Source organism: Ideonella azotifigens (genome assembly GCF_021043325.1).
GTDB lineage: Bacteria > Pseudomonadota > Gammaproteobacteria > Burkholderiales > Burkholderiaceae_C > Ideonella > Ideonella azotifigens.
Map to the genome: position 1 here is coordinate 50,706 of NZ_JAJNKD010000010.1, position 14,813 is coordinate 65,518.

At 67.8% G+C, this 14,813-nt stretch carries 19 protein-coding genes; 14 read left to right on the forward strand and 5 right to left on the reverse strand.

The annotated features are described in order from the left end of the window. Positions 1-7: 7 nt before the first annotated feature. The 8 genes from LRH25_RS19945 (at position 8) to lhpI (ending at position 5,663) form a co-directional block, all read left to right on the forward strand. Positions 8-1,177: a multicopper oxidase family protein gene (locus LRH25_RS19945; protein ID WP_141291300.1), complete on the forward strand. Its 1,170-nt coding sequence runs from the start codon at positions 8-10 to the stop codon at positions 1,175-1,177. Next, the gene (locus tag LRH25_RS19950) at positions 1,174-1,863 is read left to right on the forward strand and encodes a 4'-phosphopantetheinyl transferase family protein (protein WP_231012045.1); all 690 of its coding nucleotides are present in this window, start codon (positions 1,174-1,176) and stop codon (positions 1,861-1,863) included. The genes LRH25_RS19945 and LRH25_RS19950 overlap by 4 nt, the downstream gene beginning before the upstream one ends. A 137-nt stretch (positions 1,864-2,000) precedes the next feature. Next, the gene (locus LRH25_RS19955) at positions 2,001-2,249 is read left to right on the forward strand and encodes a response regulator transcription factor (RefSeq protein WP_170201051.1); all 249 of its coding nucleotides are present in this window, start codon (positions 2,001-2,003) and stop codon (positions 2,247-2,249) included. Positions 2,250-2,311: 62 nt separating this feature from the next. Next, entirely contained in the window at positions 2,312-2,842 is a 531-nt protein-coding gene (locus tag LRH25_RS19960) for an SRPBCC family protein (RefSeq protein WP_141290180.1), read from the forward strand. A gap of 15 nt (positions 2,843-2,857) precedes the next feature. Then, a complete protein-coding gene (locus tag LRH25_RS19965; protein WP_141290179.1) occupies positions 2,858-3,454 on the forward strand; it encodes a hypothetical protein in 597 nt (198 codons plus the stop codon). A 110-nt stretch (positions 3,455-3,564) separates the two neighbouring features. Next, on the forward strand, positions 3,565-3,993 hold the full coding sequence (locus LRH25_RS19970; protein ID WP_141290178.1) for a hypothetical protein: 429 nt from the start codon (positions 3,565-3,567) through the stop codon (positions 3,991-3,993). A gap of 87 nt (positions 3,994-4,080) precedes the next feature. Beyond that, positions 4,081-4,707, forward strand: a complete 627-nt coding sequence (locus tag LRH25_RS19975; protein ID WP_141290177.1) for a glutathione S-transferase family protein — start codon at positions 4,081-4,083, stop codon at positions 4,705-4,707. After that, a complete protein-coding gene (lhpI, locus tag LRH25_RS19980) occupies positions 4,704-5,663 on the forward strand; it encodes a bifunctional Delta(1)-pyrroline-2-carboxylate/Delta(1)-piperideine-2-carboxylate reductase (RefSeq protein ID WP_231012046.1) in 960 nt (319 codons plus the stop codon). The genes LRH25_RS19975 and lhpI overlap by 4 nt, the downstream gene beginning before the upstream one ends. 1 nt (position 5,664) lies before the next feature. Here lhpI and LRH25_RS19985 read toward each other — a convergent pair whose 3' ends face one another. The 5 genes from LRH25_RS19985 to LRH25_RS20005 form a co-directional block, all read right to left on the reverse strand. Then, positions 5,665-6,408: an anti-sigma factor family protein gene (locus LRH25_RS19985; RefSeq protein ID WP_231012047.1), complete on the reverse strand. Its 744-nt coding sequence runs from the start codon at positions 6,406-6,408 to the stop codon at positions 5,665-5,667. After that, a complete protein-coding gene (locus LRH25_RS19990) occupies positions 6,405-6,932 on the reverse strand; it encodes a sigma-70 family RNA polymerase sigma factor (RefSeq protein WP_141290094.1) in 528 nt (175 codons plus the stop codon). Before LRH25_RS19990 ends, LRH25_RS19985 begins: the two co-directional genes overlap by 4 nt. A 9-nt stretch (positions 6,933-6,941) precedes the next feature. Continuing rightward, a complete protein-coding gene (locus tag LRH25_RS19995) occupies positions 6,942-7,295 on the reverse strand; it encodes a cupredoxin domain-containing protein (protein ID WP_141290093.1) in 354 nt (117 codons plus the stop codon). Further along, positions 7,292-8,182, reverse strand: a complete 891-nt coding sequence (locus LRH25_RS20000; protein ID WP_141290092.1) for a metallophosphoesterase family protein — start codon at positions 8,180-8,182, stop codon at positions 7,292-7,294. Before LRH25_RS20000 ends, LRH25_RS19995 begins: the two co-directional genes overlap by 4 nt. 83 nt (positions 8,183-8,265) lie before the next feature. Beyond that, positions 8,266-8,649 (reverse strand): c-type cytochrome, encoded by a 384-nt coding sequence (locus tag LRH25_RS20005; protein WP_141290091.1) that lies wholly within the window; start codon positions 8,647-8,649, stop codon positions 8,266-8,268. Between the two features lie 340 nt (positions 8,650-8,989). On the opposite strand from LRH25_RS20005, the gene LRH25_RS20010 reads away from it, so the two are divergent. From LRH25_RS20010 to LRH25_RS20035, 6 genes are read left to right on the forward strand one after another with little or no spacing between them, the layout of a single operon-like run. Then, positions 8,990-10,108, forward strand: a complete 1,119-nt coding sequence (locus LRH25_RS20010; RefSeq protein ID WP_141290090.1) for a BMP family ABC transporter substrate-binding protein — start codon at positions 8,990-8,992, stop codon at positions 10,106-10,108. Between the two features lie 55 nt (positions 10,109-10,163). Further along, the gene (locus LRH25_RS20015; protein ID WP_231012048.1) at positions 10,164-11,366 is read left to right on the forward strand and encodes an ABC transporter permease; all 1,203 of its coding nucleotides are present in this window, start codon (positions 10,164-10,166) and stop codon (positions 11,364-11,366) included. Beyond that, on the forward strand, positions 11,366-12,286 hold the full coding sequence (locus tag LRH25_RS20020) for an ABC transporter permease (RefSeq protein ID WP_141289453.1): 921 nt from the start codon (positions 11,366-11,368) through the stop codon (positions 12,284-12,286). The genes LRH25_RS20015 and LRH25_RS20020 overlap by 1 nt, the downstream gene beginning before the upstream one ends. Positions 12,287-12,305: 19 nt before the next feature. Next, on the forward strand, positions 12,306-12,998 hold the full coding sequence (gene biuH, locus LRH25_RS20025) for a biuret amidohydrolase (protein ID WP_141289454.1): 693 nt from the start codon (positions 12,306-12,308) through the stop codon (positions 12,996-12,998). Between the two features lie 26 nt (positions 12,999-13,024). Then, entirely contained in the window at positions 13,025-14,011 is a 987-nt protein-coding gene (locus LRH25_RS20030; RefSeq protein WP_141289455.1) for an ABC transporter substrate-binding protein, read from the forward strand. 10 nt (positions 14,012-14,021) lie between these two features. Next, entirely contained in the window at positions 14,022-14,795 is a 774-nt protein-coding gene (locus LRH25_RS20035; RefSeq protein WP_141289456.1) for an ABC transporter permease, read from the forward strand. Positions 14,796-14,813: the final 18 nt, after the last annotated feature.

Sequence of the window (14,813 nt, forward strand, 5' to 3'; positions counted from 1 at the left end):
CCCGAACATGTTGCAGCGGCGGACGTGGCTGGGCCTGGCGCTGGGCCTGACATTGGGTCCGTGGCCGGGCGAGTCGGCCCATGCCGCGGCCGTGCCCGACGCGCTCACCACACTCATTCCGCCGCCCTACCAGGCCCAGGCGCTGACGCCGGAGGAAACCCCGCACTTCACCCGGCGCAAGCCCTACCGCGAGGGCGACCACCTGGTCTGGGAATACCGGCTGGTGGTGACCGAGACCAAGCACCCGCTGGCCGACGGCACGCCGTACAAGGTCTACGCCTACGGCAACCGGGTGCCCGCCCCGCAGCTCTATGCGCGAGATGGCGACCGGGTGCGCATCCGCCTCGTCAACGAGACCACCGTGCCGCACACCATCCACTCGCACGGCCTGTACACGCCGCAGCGCATGGACGGCGCCACGCATGTGCACCTGGGCCCGGACGGCGAGATGCACCAGCACGACCCGGCCGGCGCGCCGCTGCCGGTGGCGCCCGGCGAGGAGTTCACCTACGACTACATCGCCCGCCCTTCAGGCTCGCACTTTTACCACTGCCACGTGAGCGCCAACGAGCACATGGCGCGCGGCATGATCGGCACCTTCGTGGTCTTCCCCAAGCTGCCCGAGCCGCCGGCCGATTTCGACAGCGTGCTGCTGCTGCAGGAGTGGAACTCCAAGTACGCGAAGCAGGGCAAGCCGGGCGACCCGCGCGAGGTGGGCGACGCCGACTTCTTCACCTTCAACGGCCTGTCCTTCCCGAACACGCCGCTGATGCAGGTAAAGCAAGGCGCCAGGGTGCGCATCCGCTTTGTCAATGCCGGGGCGCAGCCGCATTTCATGCACCTGCATGGCCACACCTTCCTGGTCACCCACAAGGATGGCTTTCCGCTGCGCGAGCCGATGCTGATGGACACGGTGGCGGTCGGCCCGGCCGAGCGGGTGGACATCTTCTTCATTGCCAACAACCCCGGCGACTGGCCGCTGCACTGCCACTCGCCGCCTCACACCACCAATGCCGGCGTCTACCCCGGCGGCATGATGGCGCACCTGATCGTGGGCCCGGACCGCTACCCGAAAAGCGGCGAAGGCCCGCTGGGCCCGGGCATCGAAGCCGCAACCGACGCCTGGCGCGACTACGCGCGCCGCTACTACGCCAGCCTGGCCAAGGCCGCGCGATGAACCGCCTGCACGCACCAGCATCCGTCGAGCCAGCGGTGATCGGGTTCAGCGCCAAGGTCGGCCTGGCCGGCCTGGCAAGGCGGCTGCACGGTCAGGCCCCCGACTACCTGGCCCCACCCGAGCTGGCCTTCTGGCAAGCCGTGCCTTCGGCCAAGCGGCGGCTGGAATACGCCGGCGGCCGGCTGGCTGCCAAGCTGGCGGTGCATGCGCTGCGCCGCTGGCAAGGTCAAGCCCCGCGGCCACTGGCCGAACTGCCGGTGCTGCCGCTGCCTGGCGGCGAGCCGCGGGTGCGTTTGCCAGACGGCAGCGAATATGCCTTGAGCCTTTCGCATGCCGCCGGACTGGCCTGCGCGGCGAGTTTCCTGCCAGCCTGGCGACTCGGCATTGACCTGATTTCCCAAGGCCGCGCGCCGCCGCATGATGAGGCGTGGTGCCATTCCACCGAATCCAGGTACTCGGTTTCAGACCGGGCCATCAGTTGGGCCGTCAAGGAAGCCACCGTGAAAACCCTGGGAAAAGGAATGGGGCCGGTGTTCCGCGAAATTCGATGCTGGCGCGACGCGCAACATCGCTGGGTGAGTTTGCCCACCCAGCTGATGGACCTCCGCAAGCGATTTCGCTACACTTTGTTTCAATCATCCCCCTACTTCATCTGCATCGCTTCGGTGCAAATGGAAACAATATAGAAACTGTTGCCAAGCAGGCGCATTCAGTACGATGCCGGCCTGTGAAGGCCACAGTTGAGCAGCAGCAGCATTTTTCTTCAGAGTCGATTCTCACAACACGCCCGCCATCCGGCAGGCAAATCGTTCAGGGAAAGAAGATGGCCAACATGCTCCATACCGGCGTCGGTTTCAACGCTGTCCCGCCTGTCGTCACCCGCTCCACGCTGAGCGCCCAGGAAACATTGGTCGCAGAACTGGTCTGCGCCGGTCTGTCCAACAAGCAGATTGCTGCCAGGGCCGGCCTCAGTGAACACACGGTGTCCTCTTATCTCCGACGCATTTACAGCAAGCTCGGCGTCAATAGCCGGGTTGCGCTGGTCGTCACACTGCATTCATTCAGCGCATAAGCCGTGCGTGCGCAGCATCGCCGGGTTTCAACATCAGCCAGCAGGCCGAATGGGAGGCATTCATGAATTACCTGATCGTCGTGGGCACCGTGGTGGGCCTGATCGTGGGTTTGATCGCCCTGATCGTCATCATCGGCATGCTGTTGCCAGTCAAGCATTCGGCCACCCGCAGCATCGTGCTGCCAACTTCGCCGGCCAGGCTTTGGGAATTGATCAGCGACTTTGCGGCTTATGACGGCTGGCGCACCGGCGTCGTCGAAATGCAGCGCCAGCCGGATGCAAATGGCCACCCAGTGTGGAAAGAACTTGAGAAAGGCGGCGGCGGGCTGGCATTTGAGACCTTGGCTGTCGAGCCGCAGCAGCGCATCGTGCGCAGGATCGTCGGCGAGGGTTTGCCGTTTGGTGGCACCTGGACTTTTGTGCTGAAAACCGTGGAAACCGGCACCGAGCTGACGGTGACCGAAGACGGCGAGGTCTACAACCCGGTGTTCCGCTTTGTTTCGCGCTTCATCATGGGTCACCAGCGCAGCATGCGCATCTATTTCGACGACCTGACGCGCAAGCTGGCGGTCCAGGCGGTGAGTTTTTCCTGAAAGGCGCGGCAATCCATGGGACGGGTGGTGTTGTGTTACGGCTCGCTGGGGCCGGACAAGGGCGAGGTGCAGGCCATGCTGGAGGGCCATGCCATCCTGCTGAAGGGCGACTTCAAGGCCAAGCTGGCGGTGGCCGAACTGCAGGACCTGCGCACGCAGGAAGACCTGCTGGTGGCGCACACGCGGCAGGGGCCGCTGGCGTTGGCGCTGGGCGAGAAGGAGGCGGCGCTGTGGCTCAAGAAGATCCTGCATCCGCCCTCGCTGGCGGACAAGCTGGGCGTCAGCGAAGGCCTGGCCGTGCACCTGCAGCAGGCGCATGCCGAGCTGAAGCGGGTGCTGGACCCGGTGGCACCGAACTACGTGCCGCTGGCCCAGGCGCAGCTGGCCTTCATCGTCGTGGACACGGCCCAGGACCTGACGGCGCTGAAGGCGCTTGCCAAGGCCAAGCCTGAGGGCTGCCAACTCTGGGTGCTGCGGCGCAAGGGGGCTGCGGCCGAGGTCAAGGAAAGCGAGATCATGGCGCTGACCAGGGCCGCGGGGCTGGCGCCGAGCAAGACCTCGGCCTGGTCCGACACCTACGCCGCCGACCGCTACGGCCGCGCCCGAAGCTGACGGCCGGCGGTTGGCGAGCTGACAGCTGGACACCACTGTTGCGCCGGCCGGCCGGGCCGCTCTGCTACGCTGCGCGCTCCCGCTCCCACTGGCCGCCAGGTCTTGTTGCCATGCTGTACCGATTGTTGTCGCTTGCTCCCGCTCTGATGCTGGGCGCGCTTTTCACCTCCCAGGCCCAGGCCGCCGATGTCGCCGTGTCGGTGCAGATCGGCCAGCCCGGCTTTTATGGCCGCATCGACATAGGCAACGCCCCTCAGCCCGAGCTGATCTATGCCGAGCCAGTGCTGATCCAGCGTGGCCCGACCCGCTACGCGCCGCTGTACCTGCGCGTGCCCCCCGGCCACGAGAAGCACTGGGACAAGCACTGTGGCCGCTACAACGCCTGCGGCCGCCCGGTCTACTTCGTGCAGGACCGCTGGTACAACGAGGTCTACGCACCTGACTACCGGAACCGCCACGGTCATGGCCGCGATCACGACGACGATCACGACCACGGCCGCGGAAAAGACAACGGCCACGGCCGGGGCCACGACCGCTGACGGCTGGAGCGGCGGCCCGTGCGGCGATACCATGCGCCCCTGCACCGTCCCGCCTCTTGCCGCGACAACCTTGCCGGAGCACACGCCATGCTGACCTTGCTGGGCCGATCCCCTTCGATCAATGTGCGCAAGGTGCTATGGCTGTGTGCCGAGATGCAGTTGCCGATCGCCCACGAGGAATGGGGCACGCCGCAGCTGCCGCTGGACCAGCCGCTGTTCCTGTCGCTGAATCCGAACGCCCAGGTCCCCGTGCTGCGCGATGGCGGGTTCGTGCTCTGGGAGTCCAACAGCATCTGCCGCTACCTCGCGGGCCGCGAAAAGCGGGCTGACCTGCTGCCCACCACGCCGGCCGCGCGCGCCCAGGTCGAGCAATGGATGGACTGGCAGCTGGGCGACCTGAACAACGCCTGGCGCTATGCCTTCATGGGCCTGGTGCGCCACAGCCCCGCCCATGCCGACCCGGCGCTGGTGGCCCGCAGCCTGGTGGACTGGACGCGGCTGATGCAGATCCTCGACACCCAGCTGAGCAAGACCGGCGCATTCGTGACCGGCGAGGACTTCACGCTGGCCGACGTGGTGATCGGCCTGTCGGTGCACCGCTGGTTCTCCACCCCGCTCGAGGACCGCCTGCCGCTGCCCGCGGTGGACGAGTACTACGCCCAGCTGAGCATGCGCCCGGCCTTCCAGCTGCACGGCCGCAACGGCATGCCGTGAAGACGTTCGACGCGGACGCCACCCGCTCCGCGCTGCCGTTCCCGGCCCTGCTCGACGCACTGGAAGCCCTCTTCGCCCAGGGCTGCGAGGTGCCGCAGCGCCATGTGCACAGCATTGGCGGGCAGCTCACCACGCTGATCATGCCGGCCTGGATCCCCGGCCGCTACCTGGGCATCAAGACCGTCAACATCGCGCCCGGCAATGCCGCGCTGGGCCTGCCTGCGCTGGCCGCCAGCTACCTGCTGTACGACGCCACCACCGGCCAGCCGCTGGCCCTGATGGACGGCAACGAAATCACTTCGCGGCGCACCGCCGCCGCCTCGGCACTGGCCGCCAGCCGTCTTGCGAAACCCGACGCGCAAACCCTGCTCGTCGTCGGCAGCGGCCAGGTCGCCCGCCTGCTGCCCGAGGCCTACCGCGCCGCGCTGCCCGGCCTGCAGCAGCTCTGGCTCTGGAACCGCACGCCAGCCACTGCGCTGGCGCTCGCGGCGCAGCTGCGTGACCAGGGCCTGCCAGTCGCCGCGGTGCAAGACCTCGCCACCGCCGTGCGCCAGGCCGACATCGTCAGCTGCGCCACGCTGGCCACCGCCCCGCTGATCCACGGCGAATGGCTGCAGCCCGGCAGCCACCTGGACCTGATCGGCAGCTTCACGCCCGCGATGCGCGAGGCCGACGAGTCTTGCTTCCAGGGTGCCTCGCTGTGGGTGGACACCATTGAGGCCCTGCGCAAAAGCGGCGACCTGCTGGCCCCGCTGGCCAGCGGCTTGCTGAAGCCAGAGGACTTGCGCGGCACGCTGGCCGACCTGTGCCGCCAGCCCGGCAGCGGTCGACAGCACGCCCAAGAGCGCACCGTCTTCAAGTCGGTCGGCACCGCGTTGGAGGACCTGGCGGCGGCGATGCTGGTGTACGAGCAAGCCTGCCCCAAGTCCAGGTGCGCGAACGCACCAGCCTCCTGATTCAGGGTCCCGCCGAGCGCGCCCGCCAGGCCGCCGCGAACTGCTGCAACTCCCCCGCCTCCACGTCAGACACCGCCCAGCACTGCATGCCGCCAACGCGCCAGGTCAGCACATGGAAGCCGCGTTCGGTTTGCAGCGAAGGCGCCGCGGCGGGTTCGGTGCTGGGGCGCACGTAGACGTCGATGACGTGCAGGCGGCGCATGTAGGCGAGCACGGCAGTGGCTTCGCCGTGCAGGGCTTCGATGCGGCCGCCGGCGAGCGGGAAGCCTTGGGCGGACAGGTCGGGCACGGGCGGGGCGTAGTCCAGCTTGCCCTGGTACCAAGGCTTGACGGTGTGGCGGTCGGACGAGGCGACCTGGTAGAGCGGGCCGGCGCTGAGGGCGTGCACGTGGCTGGCGACCAGTTCAGCCGGGTGCAGCACAGCCGCCTGGAAGCCGCCATTGGCGGGCAGGCGCAGCGCACCGGCAGGCAGCAGCATGGCCACCGGCAGCGCGCAGGCCAGGCCGGCGGCAAAGCCGATGGCCGGGCCTCGCCAGCCGCTCACCCACCGGCGCAGGCCGCTGAGCCGCGGCGCGTGGCGCGGCGGGCGGCTGGCGTCGGCCAGCGCGACCTGCGTCTGGATCGCCGCGCGCAGCGGATTGCCGGCCGTGTGGCGGCTGGCGTGCCGGCGCAGCAAGGCAGACAGCTCGGCGTTCTGCTTGGCGTCCGGCTCGTCTTCGGGAGGGTGATGCGGATCCGGCGTCATGAAGGGTCCATCCGGTGGGCGGCCAGGACTTCGCGCAGTTTGCCGCGGGCGCGGGACAGGCGAGACATCACGGTGCCGACCGGCACGTCGACGATGCGGGCGATGTCGGCATAGGCCAGCTCTTCCAGCTCGCGCAGCACGATCACTTCGCGCAGCGGTGGCGAGAGTGCTCGGATGGCCGCGTCCACCTCGTGCTGCAGGCGGCTACGCTGCAACTGCTGCTGCGGCTCGCCGCTCGCCGGAGCGCGCAGTTCGGCGGCGAAGACGGCTTCGTCGAACTCCAGCAGCATCGGGCCGTTCTGCTGGCGCGCCAGCTGCGTGCGGCAGGTGTTGCGCACGATGCCCAGCAGCCAAGGTCGCGCTTCGTCACCTTTGAGCGAGTCGAGGTAGCGGAACGCGCGCATCGCGGCTTCCTGCAGCGCGTCGTCCGCCGCCTGGGCGTCGCGCAGTAGCCAGCGCGCCAGGTTGTAGCCGGCGTCCAGGTGCGGCATCACCTGTTGCTCGAAGACCTGGCGGCGGTTCATGTGGACATGCTACGCACTGACGATGAAACGGCCATTCATTTCCTCGTGGCCATCGCCGCAGAAGTTGTCGCAGAGGAAATCGATCTTGCCGGGCGCGGTGGGGCGGATCTCCAGCTTGACGATCTGGCCCGGCACCAGGTCGGCCCGCAGATTCAGCGCCGGCACGTTGAAGCCATGCGTGAAGTCCAGCGCCTGCAGCTCCAGCAGCACCGCCTCGCCGGCCTTCAGCGGGATTTCGGCAGGCTCGTACTGGAAGCGCCTGGCGACGATGCGGATTGCGCGAGGCCCAGACTGGGCACCTGCCACGCCGGCAAGCAAGACGGCACCCCCAAGCAACACAAATCTCCTGTCCACGCCGCTCATGCCTTCGCCACCGGCAGATCGGCGATGTCGTACTGCAGGCCCTTCTGCTCGGCCTCGACCTGGCGCCAGCCCAGGCCCTGGTAAGGCGCAGCCGGGTTCCAGGGCAGCGGCGTGCGCTTGTCCTGCGAGCCGGGCACCGGCAACGGGAAGATCAGCGACTGGGCCGAGTGGTGGGCGATGTGGCCGGTCATGCGGTGCAGCGCCTGGTGGATGTGGCCGTAGAACACGGTGACGTGCTGGAACGGCATCAGCAGTGCAATCGCCTGCGCGCCGTCGCGCGTCGCCCAGTCCCACTGCGGCGCCAGGTCGAACAGCGGGCGGTGGGTCAGCACGACCAGCGGGGCCTGCGGGTCGCGGCCGGCCAGGTCGGCCTTGAGCCAGGCAAGCTGTTCTTCGCCGATCTTCGCGCCGGGGTCGGAGACATTGTCCAGCGCGATGAAGTGCACGCCCTGGTGGTCGAAGCTGTAGTGCGTGGGGCCGAACATTTCCTGGAACGCGGCGCCACGGTCCAGCGAAGCGTCGTGTTCGCCGGGCATGAAGTGCACCACCGGCACCTTCAGCCCGGCGACGATGGCCTTGAACTCGGTCATGCGGCGGCGGCGCTCGGCAGGGTCGTCGGTGGTGTGCGTCAGGTCGCCGGTGAAGACGATGAAGGCCGGCGGCTCGGCCAAGGCGTTGACTGCCGCCACGGCCTTGGTTAGCGTGCCGCGCGCATCCGGGTTGGCGGGGCCTTCGTAGCCCCAGTGACTGTCGGAGAGCTGGACGAAATAGAAGTCGCTGCCAGTCGCGGCGCCGGCGGTCTGCATGCCTGCACAGCCGGCCAGGCCGGAGGCGAAGACCGCGCCGCCGCCTGCGGCGGCCAGGTGGAGGAAGTCACGTCGTTGCATTCGAAGGCTCCTGAGCAAGGGAGTTGGGGGTCCTGCCATGCCTTACCGGCGCGCCGCCCGGTTTATTCCGTCGGCGGCACCACTCAATGCGCGGAGAGCGTCTTCAGGTAGGCGATCAGGTCGGCCCGGTCCTGTGCTTCCGGCACGCTGACGCCCATGCGCTGGCCGGGTGCGAAGCGCTCCGGGTCGCTCAGCCAGCGGTCCAGCGTGGCTTCGGTCCACACGCCCCCGGTGGCCTTCAGCGCACTCAGCGCAGGTGAATAGGCAAAGCCGGGCGCCGAGCCCGGCGCCCGGCCGAACACGCCCTGGTGCGCCGGGCCCACGCCGTTGTAGGCAACGGAATGGCAGGCGGTGCAGCGTGCCTGGTAGAGCTGGCGGCCGTGCTCGGCGTCGCCCACGGCGGAGGCAACGGCCGGCAACAAGGCCAGCAACAGCGGAAAGACAGTGAAGCGACGGCTTGGGGACATGGCGGTTCCGGTGGCTGCGGCAGACGGTGTGTCCGCCTCCCCATGCCTTACCGCCGCGCCCTCCGGTTCATTCCCGCCCAAGCTGCACGCCGCCGGTGCGGCGCACCGTGCCAGCCCCGGCACGACCCTCGCCAGTGCACTGGCGGCGTGCGCGTTTCAGGGCCCAAACAGGCCACTCAAAGGCCACGCCCCGGGAACACGCGGCAGCGGTCGGGTTCGCCAGGGCTGGCCTGCAGATTGCTTGTATACCAGCTAGAACTTCAATCCGAACACCAAGGCAGTGCGGGGAAGGCGCTGTGGTGTGTCGGTCGGCTTGTCTACCCACCTTCTGGAGCTTTTGATGACGCAGCAGCACGCGCACTGGAACCGCAGGCAATGGATCAAGCACACCGGCGTGGGGCTGGGCGCCCTGAGCCTCGGCGACCTGGCCCTGGCGGCCGATGCACCGCTCACCGTGGGCTTCATCTACGTGGGCGCCAAGGACGACTACGGCTACAACCAGGCGCACGCCGAGGCGGTGGCCCAGGTCAAGAAGTGGCCCGGCATCAAGGTGGTGGAAGAAGAGAACGTGCCCGAGACCACCGCGGTGCAGAAGACCATGCAGGGCATGATTTCGCAGGACGGCGCAAAGCTGATCTTCCCCACCTCCTTCGGCTACTTCGACCCGCACATGCTGGCCATGGCCGCCAAGTTCCCGGACGTGCGCTTCGCCCATTGCGGCGGCATGTGGACAGCAGGCAAGCACCCGACCAACACCGGCAGCTTCTTCGGCTACATCGACGAAGCCCAGTACCTCAACGGCGTGATCGCCGGCCACATGACCAAGAGCAAGAAGCTCGGCTTCGTGGCGGCCAAGCCCATCCCGCAGGTGCTGCGCAACATCAACGCCTTCACGCTGGGCGCGCAAAGCGTGCACCCGGATATCACCACCACGGTGATCTTCACTGGCGACTGGTCCATGCCGGTCAAGGAAGCCGAAGCCACCAACAGCCTGGCCGACCAGGGCATCGACGTGTTCACGATGCACGTGGACGGGCCCAAGGTGATCGTCGAGACCGCCGCCAAGCGCGGCAAGTTCGTCTGCGGTTACCACGCCTCGCAGGCCAAGCTGGCCCCGGCCGCGTACCTGACCGGCGCCGAGTGGAACTGGACCACGGCCTACAAGCAGATCATCGACGCCGCCAAGACCGGCAAGCCGCACCCGAACTTCGTGCGCGGCGGCCTCAAGGATGGTTTCGTGAAGTCCTCGCCCTATGGCGCGATGGTGCCGGAGCCCGCGAAGAAGCAGGCTGAGACCGTGCGCGCTTCGATGATGGCCGGCACGTTCGACATCTTCAAGGGCGAGCTGAAGGACAACACCGGCAAGGTCGTGATCCCCAAGGGCAAGGTCTTCAAGCAGACCGATGCCGAGCTGGAAGGCATGAACTACCTCGTCGCCGGCGTCGTCGGAAAAGTCTGAGCTTCATCCATGGCGCCGCAGGCCTTGCGGCGCCGCGCAGTCCAGGGAGATTCCCATGTCCGCTGCACCCCGGCCCTGGCATGCCAGCGCTGAAAACATCGCCCTGCCGGTGCTGGCGCTGGCCGGCGCGCTGCTGCTGTTCGGCCTGTTCGTCTGGCTGGGCGGCCACAGCCCGGTGGAAGCCTGGACGCTGCTGTTCAAGGGCGCGTTTGGCGACGCCTTCTCGTGGCAGAACAGCCTGCAGCGCGCCGCGCCGCTGATGCTCACCGCGCTGGCCGTCGCGCTGCCGGCCCGCGCCGGGCTGGTGGTGATTGGCGGCGAGGGCGCGCTGGTGGTGGGCGCGCTGGCCTGCGCCGCGGTGCCTTATGCCTTCACGCCACCGGCCAATGCCTTCGGCAGCACGCTGCTGATGCTGGCCGCGGCCATTGGCGGTGGGCTGTGGGTGGCGCTGGCCGGTGCGCTGCGCCAGTGGCGCAGTGTCAACGAGACCATCTCCAGCCTGCTGCTGGGCTACATCGCGATTGCACTGTTCAAGCACATTGTCGAAGGCCCGCTGCGCGACCCGGCCAGCCTGAACAAGCCTTCGACCAAGCCGCTGGCCGAGGGCCTGCGCATCGGCCCCATCATGGGCGCCGACGGCTTCGACAGCTGGCTGGGCGACGTGCACTGGGGCCTGGTGATCGGCCTGGTGCTGTGCGTCCTCGCCGGGCTGTGGCTGAGCTTCACGGCGCACGGCATGGCGCTGCGCGTGGTTGGTGGCAACGCCAAGGCCGCGCGGCTGGTGGGCCTGCCCAGCACGCGGCTGATCCTCGTCGCCTGCGCGGCCGGTGGTGGCTGTGCCGGCCTGGCGGGTGGCATCGAAGTGGCCGCGGTGCAGACCTCGGCCAATGCCTCGGTGATCGCCGGCCTGGGCTACACCGGCATCCTGGTCGCGTTTGTCGCGCGGCAGAACCCGTGGGCGATTCCGCCGGTGGCCCTGCTGTTCGGCGGCTTCGGCGCGGCCGGCAGCCTGCTGCAGCGGCGCATGGATTTGCCGGACGCTTCGGTGCTGGTGCTGCAGGGCTTTGCGTTTGTGCTGATCCTGGCCTCGGAAGCGCTGCGCGGCAAGCTCTTCCAGCGCCCGCCGCTGCCGCGGCTGCGCAAGGTGCCGAAGCCCTTGCCAGCCGCGCCCGTCGCAACGTCCACCGTGGTGCCACTGCCAACCCGTCCCACCGATGAAGTCCCTGCGCCGCTGGTTTCCGCTGGAGGAAAAGCCTGATGACCACCTCGGATTGGATGGACCTGCTGCTGGCAATCCTGGGCGGCGCGATCCGCGTGGGCACGCCCTTCCTGTTTGTCAGCCTGGGCGAGTGCCTGACCGAGAAGTCCGGCCGCATCAACCTCGGGCTGGAAGGCGTGCTGGTGTTCTCGGCCATGGCCGGATTCGGCGGGGCCTACCTCAGCAGCTCCGCCTGGGTGGGCGTGCTGGTGGCCGGTGCCTGCGGTGCGTTGCTGGCGCTGCTGCACGGCCTGTTGTGCTCGCTGCCTCGGGTGTCGGACATTGCCACCGGCATTGCGCTGATGCTGCTGGGCTCGGGCCTGGCCTTCTACTTCGGCAAGCCACTGATCCAGCCGCAGGCGCCGCAGATTCCCTCGCTGGTGCTGGGCGCCTGGAGCAGTTCGCCACAGGTGCAGTCGGCCCTGTCCATCAACGCCCTGTTCCCGCTGGGCGTGCTGCTGGCAGGGTTGATGGCCTGGGGCTTCGGCAACACGCGCTGGGGCCTGGTGGTGCGCATGGCGGGCGACTCTTCAGACGCGGCCCGTGCGCTGGGCTATTCGGTCAACGGCGTGCGCATCGCGGCTACCACGGCGGGCGGCTTCATAGCCGGCCTCGGCGGCGCGTCGCTGTCGCTGTACTACCCCGGCAGCTGGAACGAAGGCCTGTCCAGCGGACAAGGCCTGATCGCCGTGGCGCTGGTGATCTTCGCGCGCTGGAGCCCTTGGCGCTGCCTGGGCGCGGCGCTGCTGTTCGGCGGCGCGGGCGCCATCGGCCCTGCGCTGCAGTCGATTGGCGTGAGTGGCGGCTACTACCTGTTCAACGCCGTGCCGTATGCGCTGACGCTGGCCATCCTGATCGCCACCTGCTCGCCCAGCCGCGCCGTGAAGGGCGCGCCCATGGAATTGAACGTCTCGCGCTGAACCTCTGAAGGACCAAGCCATGCCAACGATTGCTTCGACCCCTTACGCCTGGCCCTACAACGGCGACCTGAAGCCCGCCAACACCGCGCTCGTCATCATCGACATGCAGACCGACTTCTGCGGCGTGGGCGGCTATGTGGACAAGATGGGCTACGACCTGTCGCTGACCCGCGCGCCGATCGAGCCGCTGAAGGTGTTGCTGGCCGAGGCCCGCCGCGTCGGCATGCACGTGATCCACACCCGCGAAGGCCACCGGCCGGACCTGTCCGACCTGCCGGCCAACAAGCGCTGGCGCTCGCAGCAGATCGGCACCGAAGGCCGCGGCATTGGCGACATGGGCCCCTGCGGCCGCATCCTCGTTCGCGGCGAGCCGGGCTGGGACATCATTCCCGAGCTCTACCCCATTGCCGGCGAGCCCATCATCGACAAGCCCGGCAAGGGCTCGTTCTACGCCACCGACCTGGAACTGGTGCTGCATGTGCGCGGCATCCAGAACCTGATCCTCACCGGCATCACGACCGATGTGTGCGTGCACACCACGATGCGCGACGCCAACGACCGCGGCTTCGAGTGTCTGATGCTGACCGACTGCACCGGCGCCACCGACCCGGCGAACCACGCCGCGGCCTTCTCGATGATCAAGATGCAGGGCGGCGTGTTCGGCGCGGTGTCCGATTCCGGCGCGCTGCTCGAAGTGCTGCGCAGCTTCTGAACCTCTCTCGTCTTCAAGGATTGACCATGGCTTCAGACCTTCAACGCCGCCGCCTGCTGGCCGGCGCCAGTGCCGCCAGTGCCCTCGCAGCGATGGGTGCATCGCCCGCGGCCCGCGCCGACGACAAGATCCTGATCGGCTACTGGCCCATCGCCTCCGGCCTGCCGCTGTACGTGGGCCTGGAGCGCGGCATCTTCAAGGAGGCCGGGCTGAACGTCGAAGGCGTGAAGTTCGCCAGTGCGCAGCAGGTCGCCGAGGCGATGATCTCCGGCCGCATCCACGGCTCGGCCAACGGCACCGCCTCTGCGGTGCTGGGCCTGGCCGAGATCACCAGCCCCAACCTGTTCAAGATCATCTGCTCGAACCCTTCGAACAAGTCGCTGGTGCTGGACGAGTTCGTCGTGCCCAAGGACAGCCCCGTCAAGTCGATTGCCGAGCTGGCCGGCAAGAAGGTCGCCAGCGGCCCCGGCATCCAGAACGTCACGCTGGCCAAGATCATCCTGGAGAAAAATGGCATCGCCAACCCGACCGTCACCGAGCTGCCGGTCGGCCAGCACGTGCCCGCCCTGGCAGCCGGGCAGATCGACGCGGTCTACACGCTGGAGCCCACCGGCACGGCCGGCCGGCTGAAGGGCCTGGCCCGCGTGCTGGAGACCGGCGTGATCGCAAAATATGTGCTGGGCAATGCGGACGCGCCCTGGTTCGGCGGCAGCGCCAGCGTCACCAACAGCTTCATCAAGGACTCGCCGGACCTGGCCAAGCGGTATATCGCCGCCTACGGCAAGGCGGTGGAATGGGTGCGCAAACAGCCGGAAGAATCGCGCAAGCACATGGACGGCTTCACGGCCATCGAGGAAGCGCTGGTCAAAGAGGTGCCTTTGTCAGGCTTCACGCTGTACAACGAATTCAGCGCCAGCGACCTGGGCTACTTCCAGAAGTTCTTCGACGTGTTCACCGAGCGCAAGATCTTCAGCCGCAAGCTGGATGTGAAGTCGCTGCTGTACACCGCCTGAGGAGGCCGTCATGCAGGCGATCAATTTCCTCTACAACAAGCGCTGGCTGCCGCTGCTGGGCCCGCTTCTGCTGCTCGCCTTCTGGCAGCTGATGATCTCGGCGCAATGGGTCAAGCCTGTCCTGTTGCCGCCGCCAGGCGAGACGCTGCAGTACCTGGCCCAGGCCTTCGCCACCGGCGCGATCCTGCCGGACCTGTGGTCCACGCTGCTGCGCACACTCAGCGCGTTTGCCATTGCCATCGCCATCGGCCTGCCGCTGGGCGTGATGCTGGGCAGCGCCGAGAACGCCTATCGCAGCGTCGAGTTCCTGATCGACTTCTTCCGCTCCACGCCCAGCTCGGCGCTGATCCCGCTGTTCATGCTGATCTTCGGCATCACCGACATCAACAAGATCGCCATCGCCAGCTTCGGTGCGATGCTGATCGTGCTGTTCAACAGCGCCTATGGCGTGATGAACGCGAAGAAGACGCGGGTGATGGCGGCGCAGATCATGGGCGTGTCGCGCTGGCACGTATTCAAGGACGTGATGCTGATGGAAAGCCTGCCGCAGACCTTCATCGGCCTGCGCAGCGCCGTCTCGATGGCGCTCGTGATCGTCATCGTCGCCGAGATGTTCATCGGCTCCGAGACCGGCCTGGGTCACCGCATCATCGACGCGCAGCAGGTCTTCAACGTCAAGGACATGTACACCTCCATCCTGGTGACCGGCGCGCTGGGCTACGGCCTGAACCTGGTCTTCCTGCTGATCGAGAAGAAGCTGATTCACTGGGGAGGAAAGGCATGAGCCCCGCACGGCCGCCCG

Coding starts and splice junctions, on each gene's coding strand:
- LRH25_RS19945 (WP_141291300.1), top strand. CDS start 8: ATGTTGCAGCGGCGGACGTGGCTGGGCCTGGCGCTGGGCCTGACATTG.
- LRH25_RS19950 (WP_231012045.1), top strand. CDS start 1,174: ATGAACCGCCTGCACGCACCAGCATCCGTCGAGCCAGCGGTGATCGGG.
- LRH25_RS19955 (WP_170201051.1), top strand. CDS start 2,001: ATGGCCAACATGCTCCATACCGGCGTCGGTTTCAACGCTGTCCCGCCT.
- LRH25_RS19960 (WP_141290180.1), top strand. CDS start 2,312: ATGAATTACCTGATCGTCGTGGGCACCGTGGTGGGCCTGATCGTGGGT.
- LRH25_RS19965 (WP_141290179.1), top strand. CDS start 2,858: ATGGGACGGGTGGTGTTGTGTTACGGCTCGCTGGGGCCGGACAAGGGC.
- LRH25_RS19970 (WP_141290178.1), top strand. CDS start 3,565: ATGCTGTACCGATTGTTGTCGCTTGCTCCCGCTCTGATGCTGGGCGCG.
- LRH25_RS19975 (WP_141290177.1), top strand. CDS start 4,081: ATGCTGACCTTGCTGGGCCGATCCCCTTCGATCAATGTGCGCAAGGTG.
- LRH25_RS19985 (WP_231012047.1), bottom strand. CDS start 6,408: ATGACGCCGGATCCGCATCACCCTCCCGAAGACGAGCCGGACGCCAAG.
- LRH25_RS19990 (WP_141290094.1), bottom strand. CDS start 6,932: ATGAACCGCCGCCAGGTCTTCGAGCAACAGGTGATGCCGCACCTGGAC.
- LRH25_RS19995 (WP_141290093.1), bottom strand. CDS start 7,295: ATGAGCGGCGTGGACAGGAGATTTGTGTTGCTTGGGGGTGCCGTCTTG.
- LRH25_RS20000 (WP_141290092.1), bottom strand. CDS start 8,182: ATGCAACGACGTGACTTCCTCCACCTGGCCGCCGCAGGCGGCGGCGCG.
- LRH25_RS20005 (WP_141290091.1), bottom strand. CDS start 8,649: ATGTCCCCAAGCCGTCGCTTCACTGTCTTTCCGCTGTTGCTGGCCTTG.
- LRH25_RS20010 (WP_141290090.1), top strand. CDS start 8,990: ATGACGCAGCAGCACGCGCACTGGAACCGCAGGCAATGGATCAAGCAC.
- LRH25_RS20015 (WP_231012048.1), top strand. CDS start 10,164: ATGTCCGCTGCACCCCGGCCCTGGCATGCCAGCGCTGAAAACATCGCC.
- LRH25_RS20020 (WP_141289453.1), top strand. CDS start 11,366: ATGACCACCTCGGATTGGATGGACCTGCTGCTGGCAATCCTGGGCGGC.
- biuH (WP_141289454.1), top strand. CDS start 12,306: ATGCCAACGATTGCTTCGACCCCTTACGCCTGGCCCTACAACGGCGAC.
- LRH25_RS20030 (WP_141289455.1), top strand. CDS start 13,025: ATGGCTTCAGACCTTCAACGCCGCCGCCTGCTGGCCGGCGCCAGTGCC.
- LRH25_RS20035 (WP_141289456.1), top strand. CDS start 14,022: ATGCAGGCGATCAATTTCCTCTACAACAAGCGCTGGCTGCCGCTGCTG.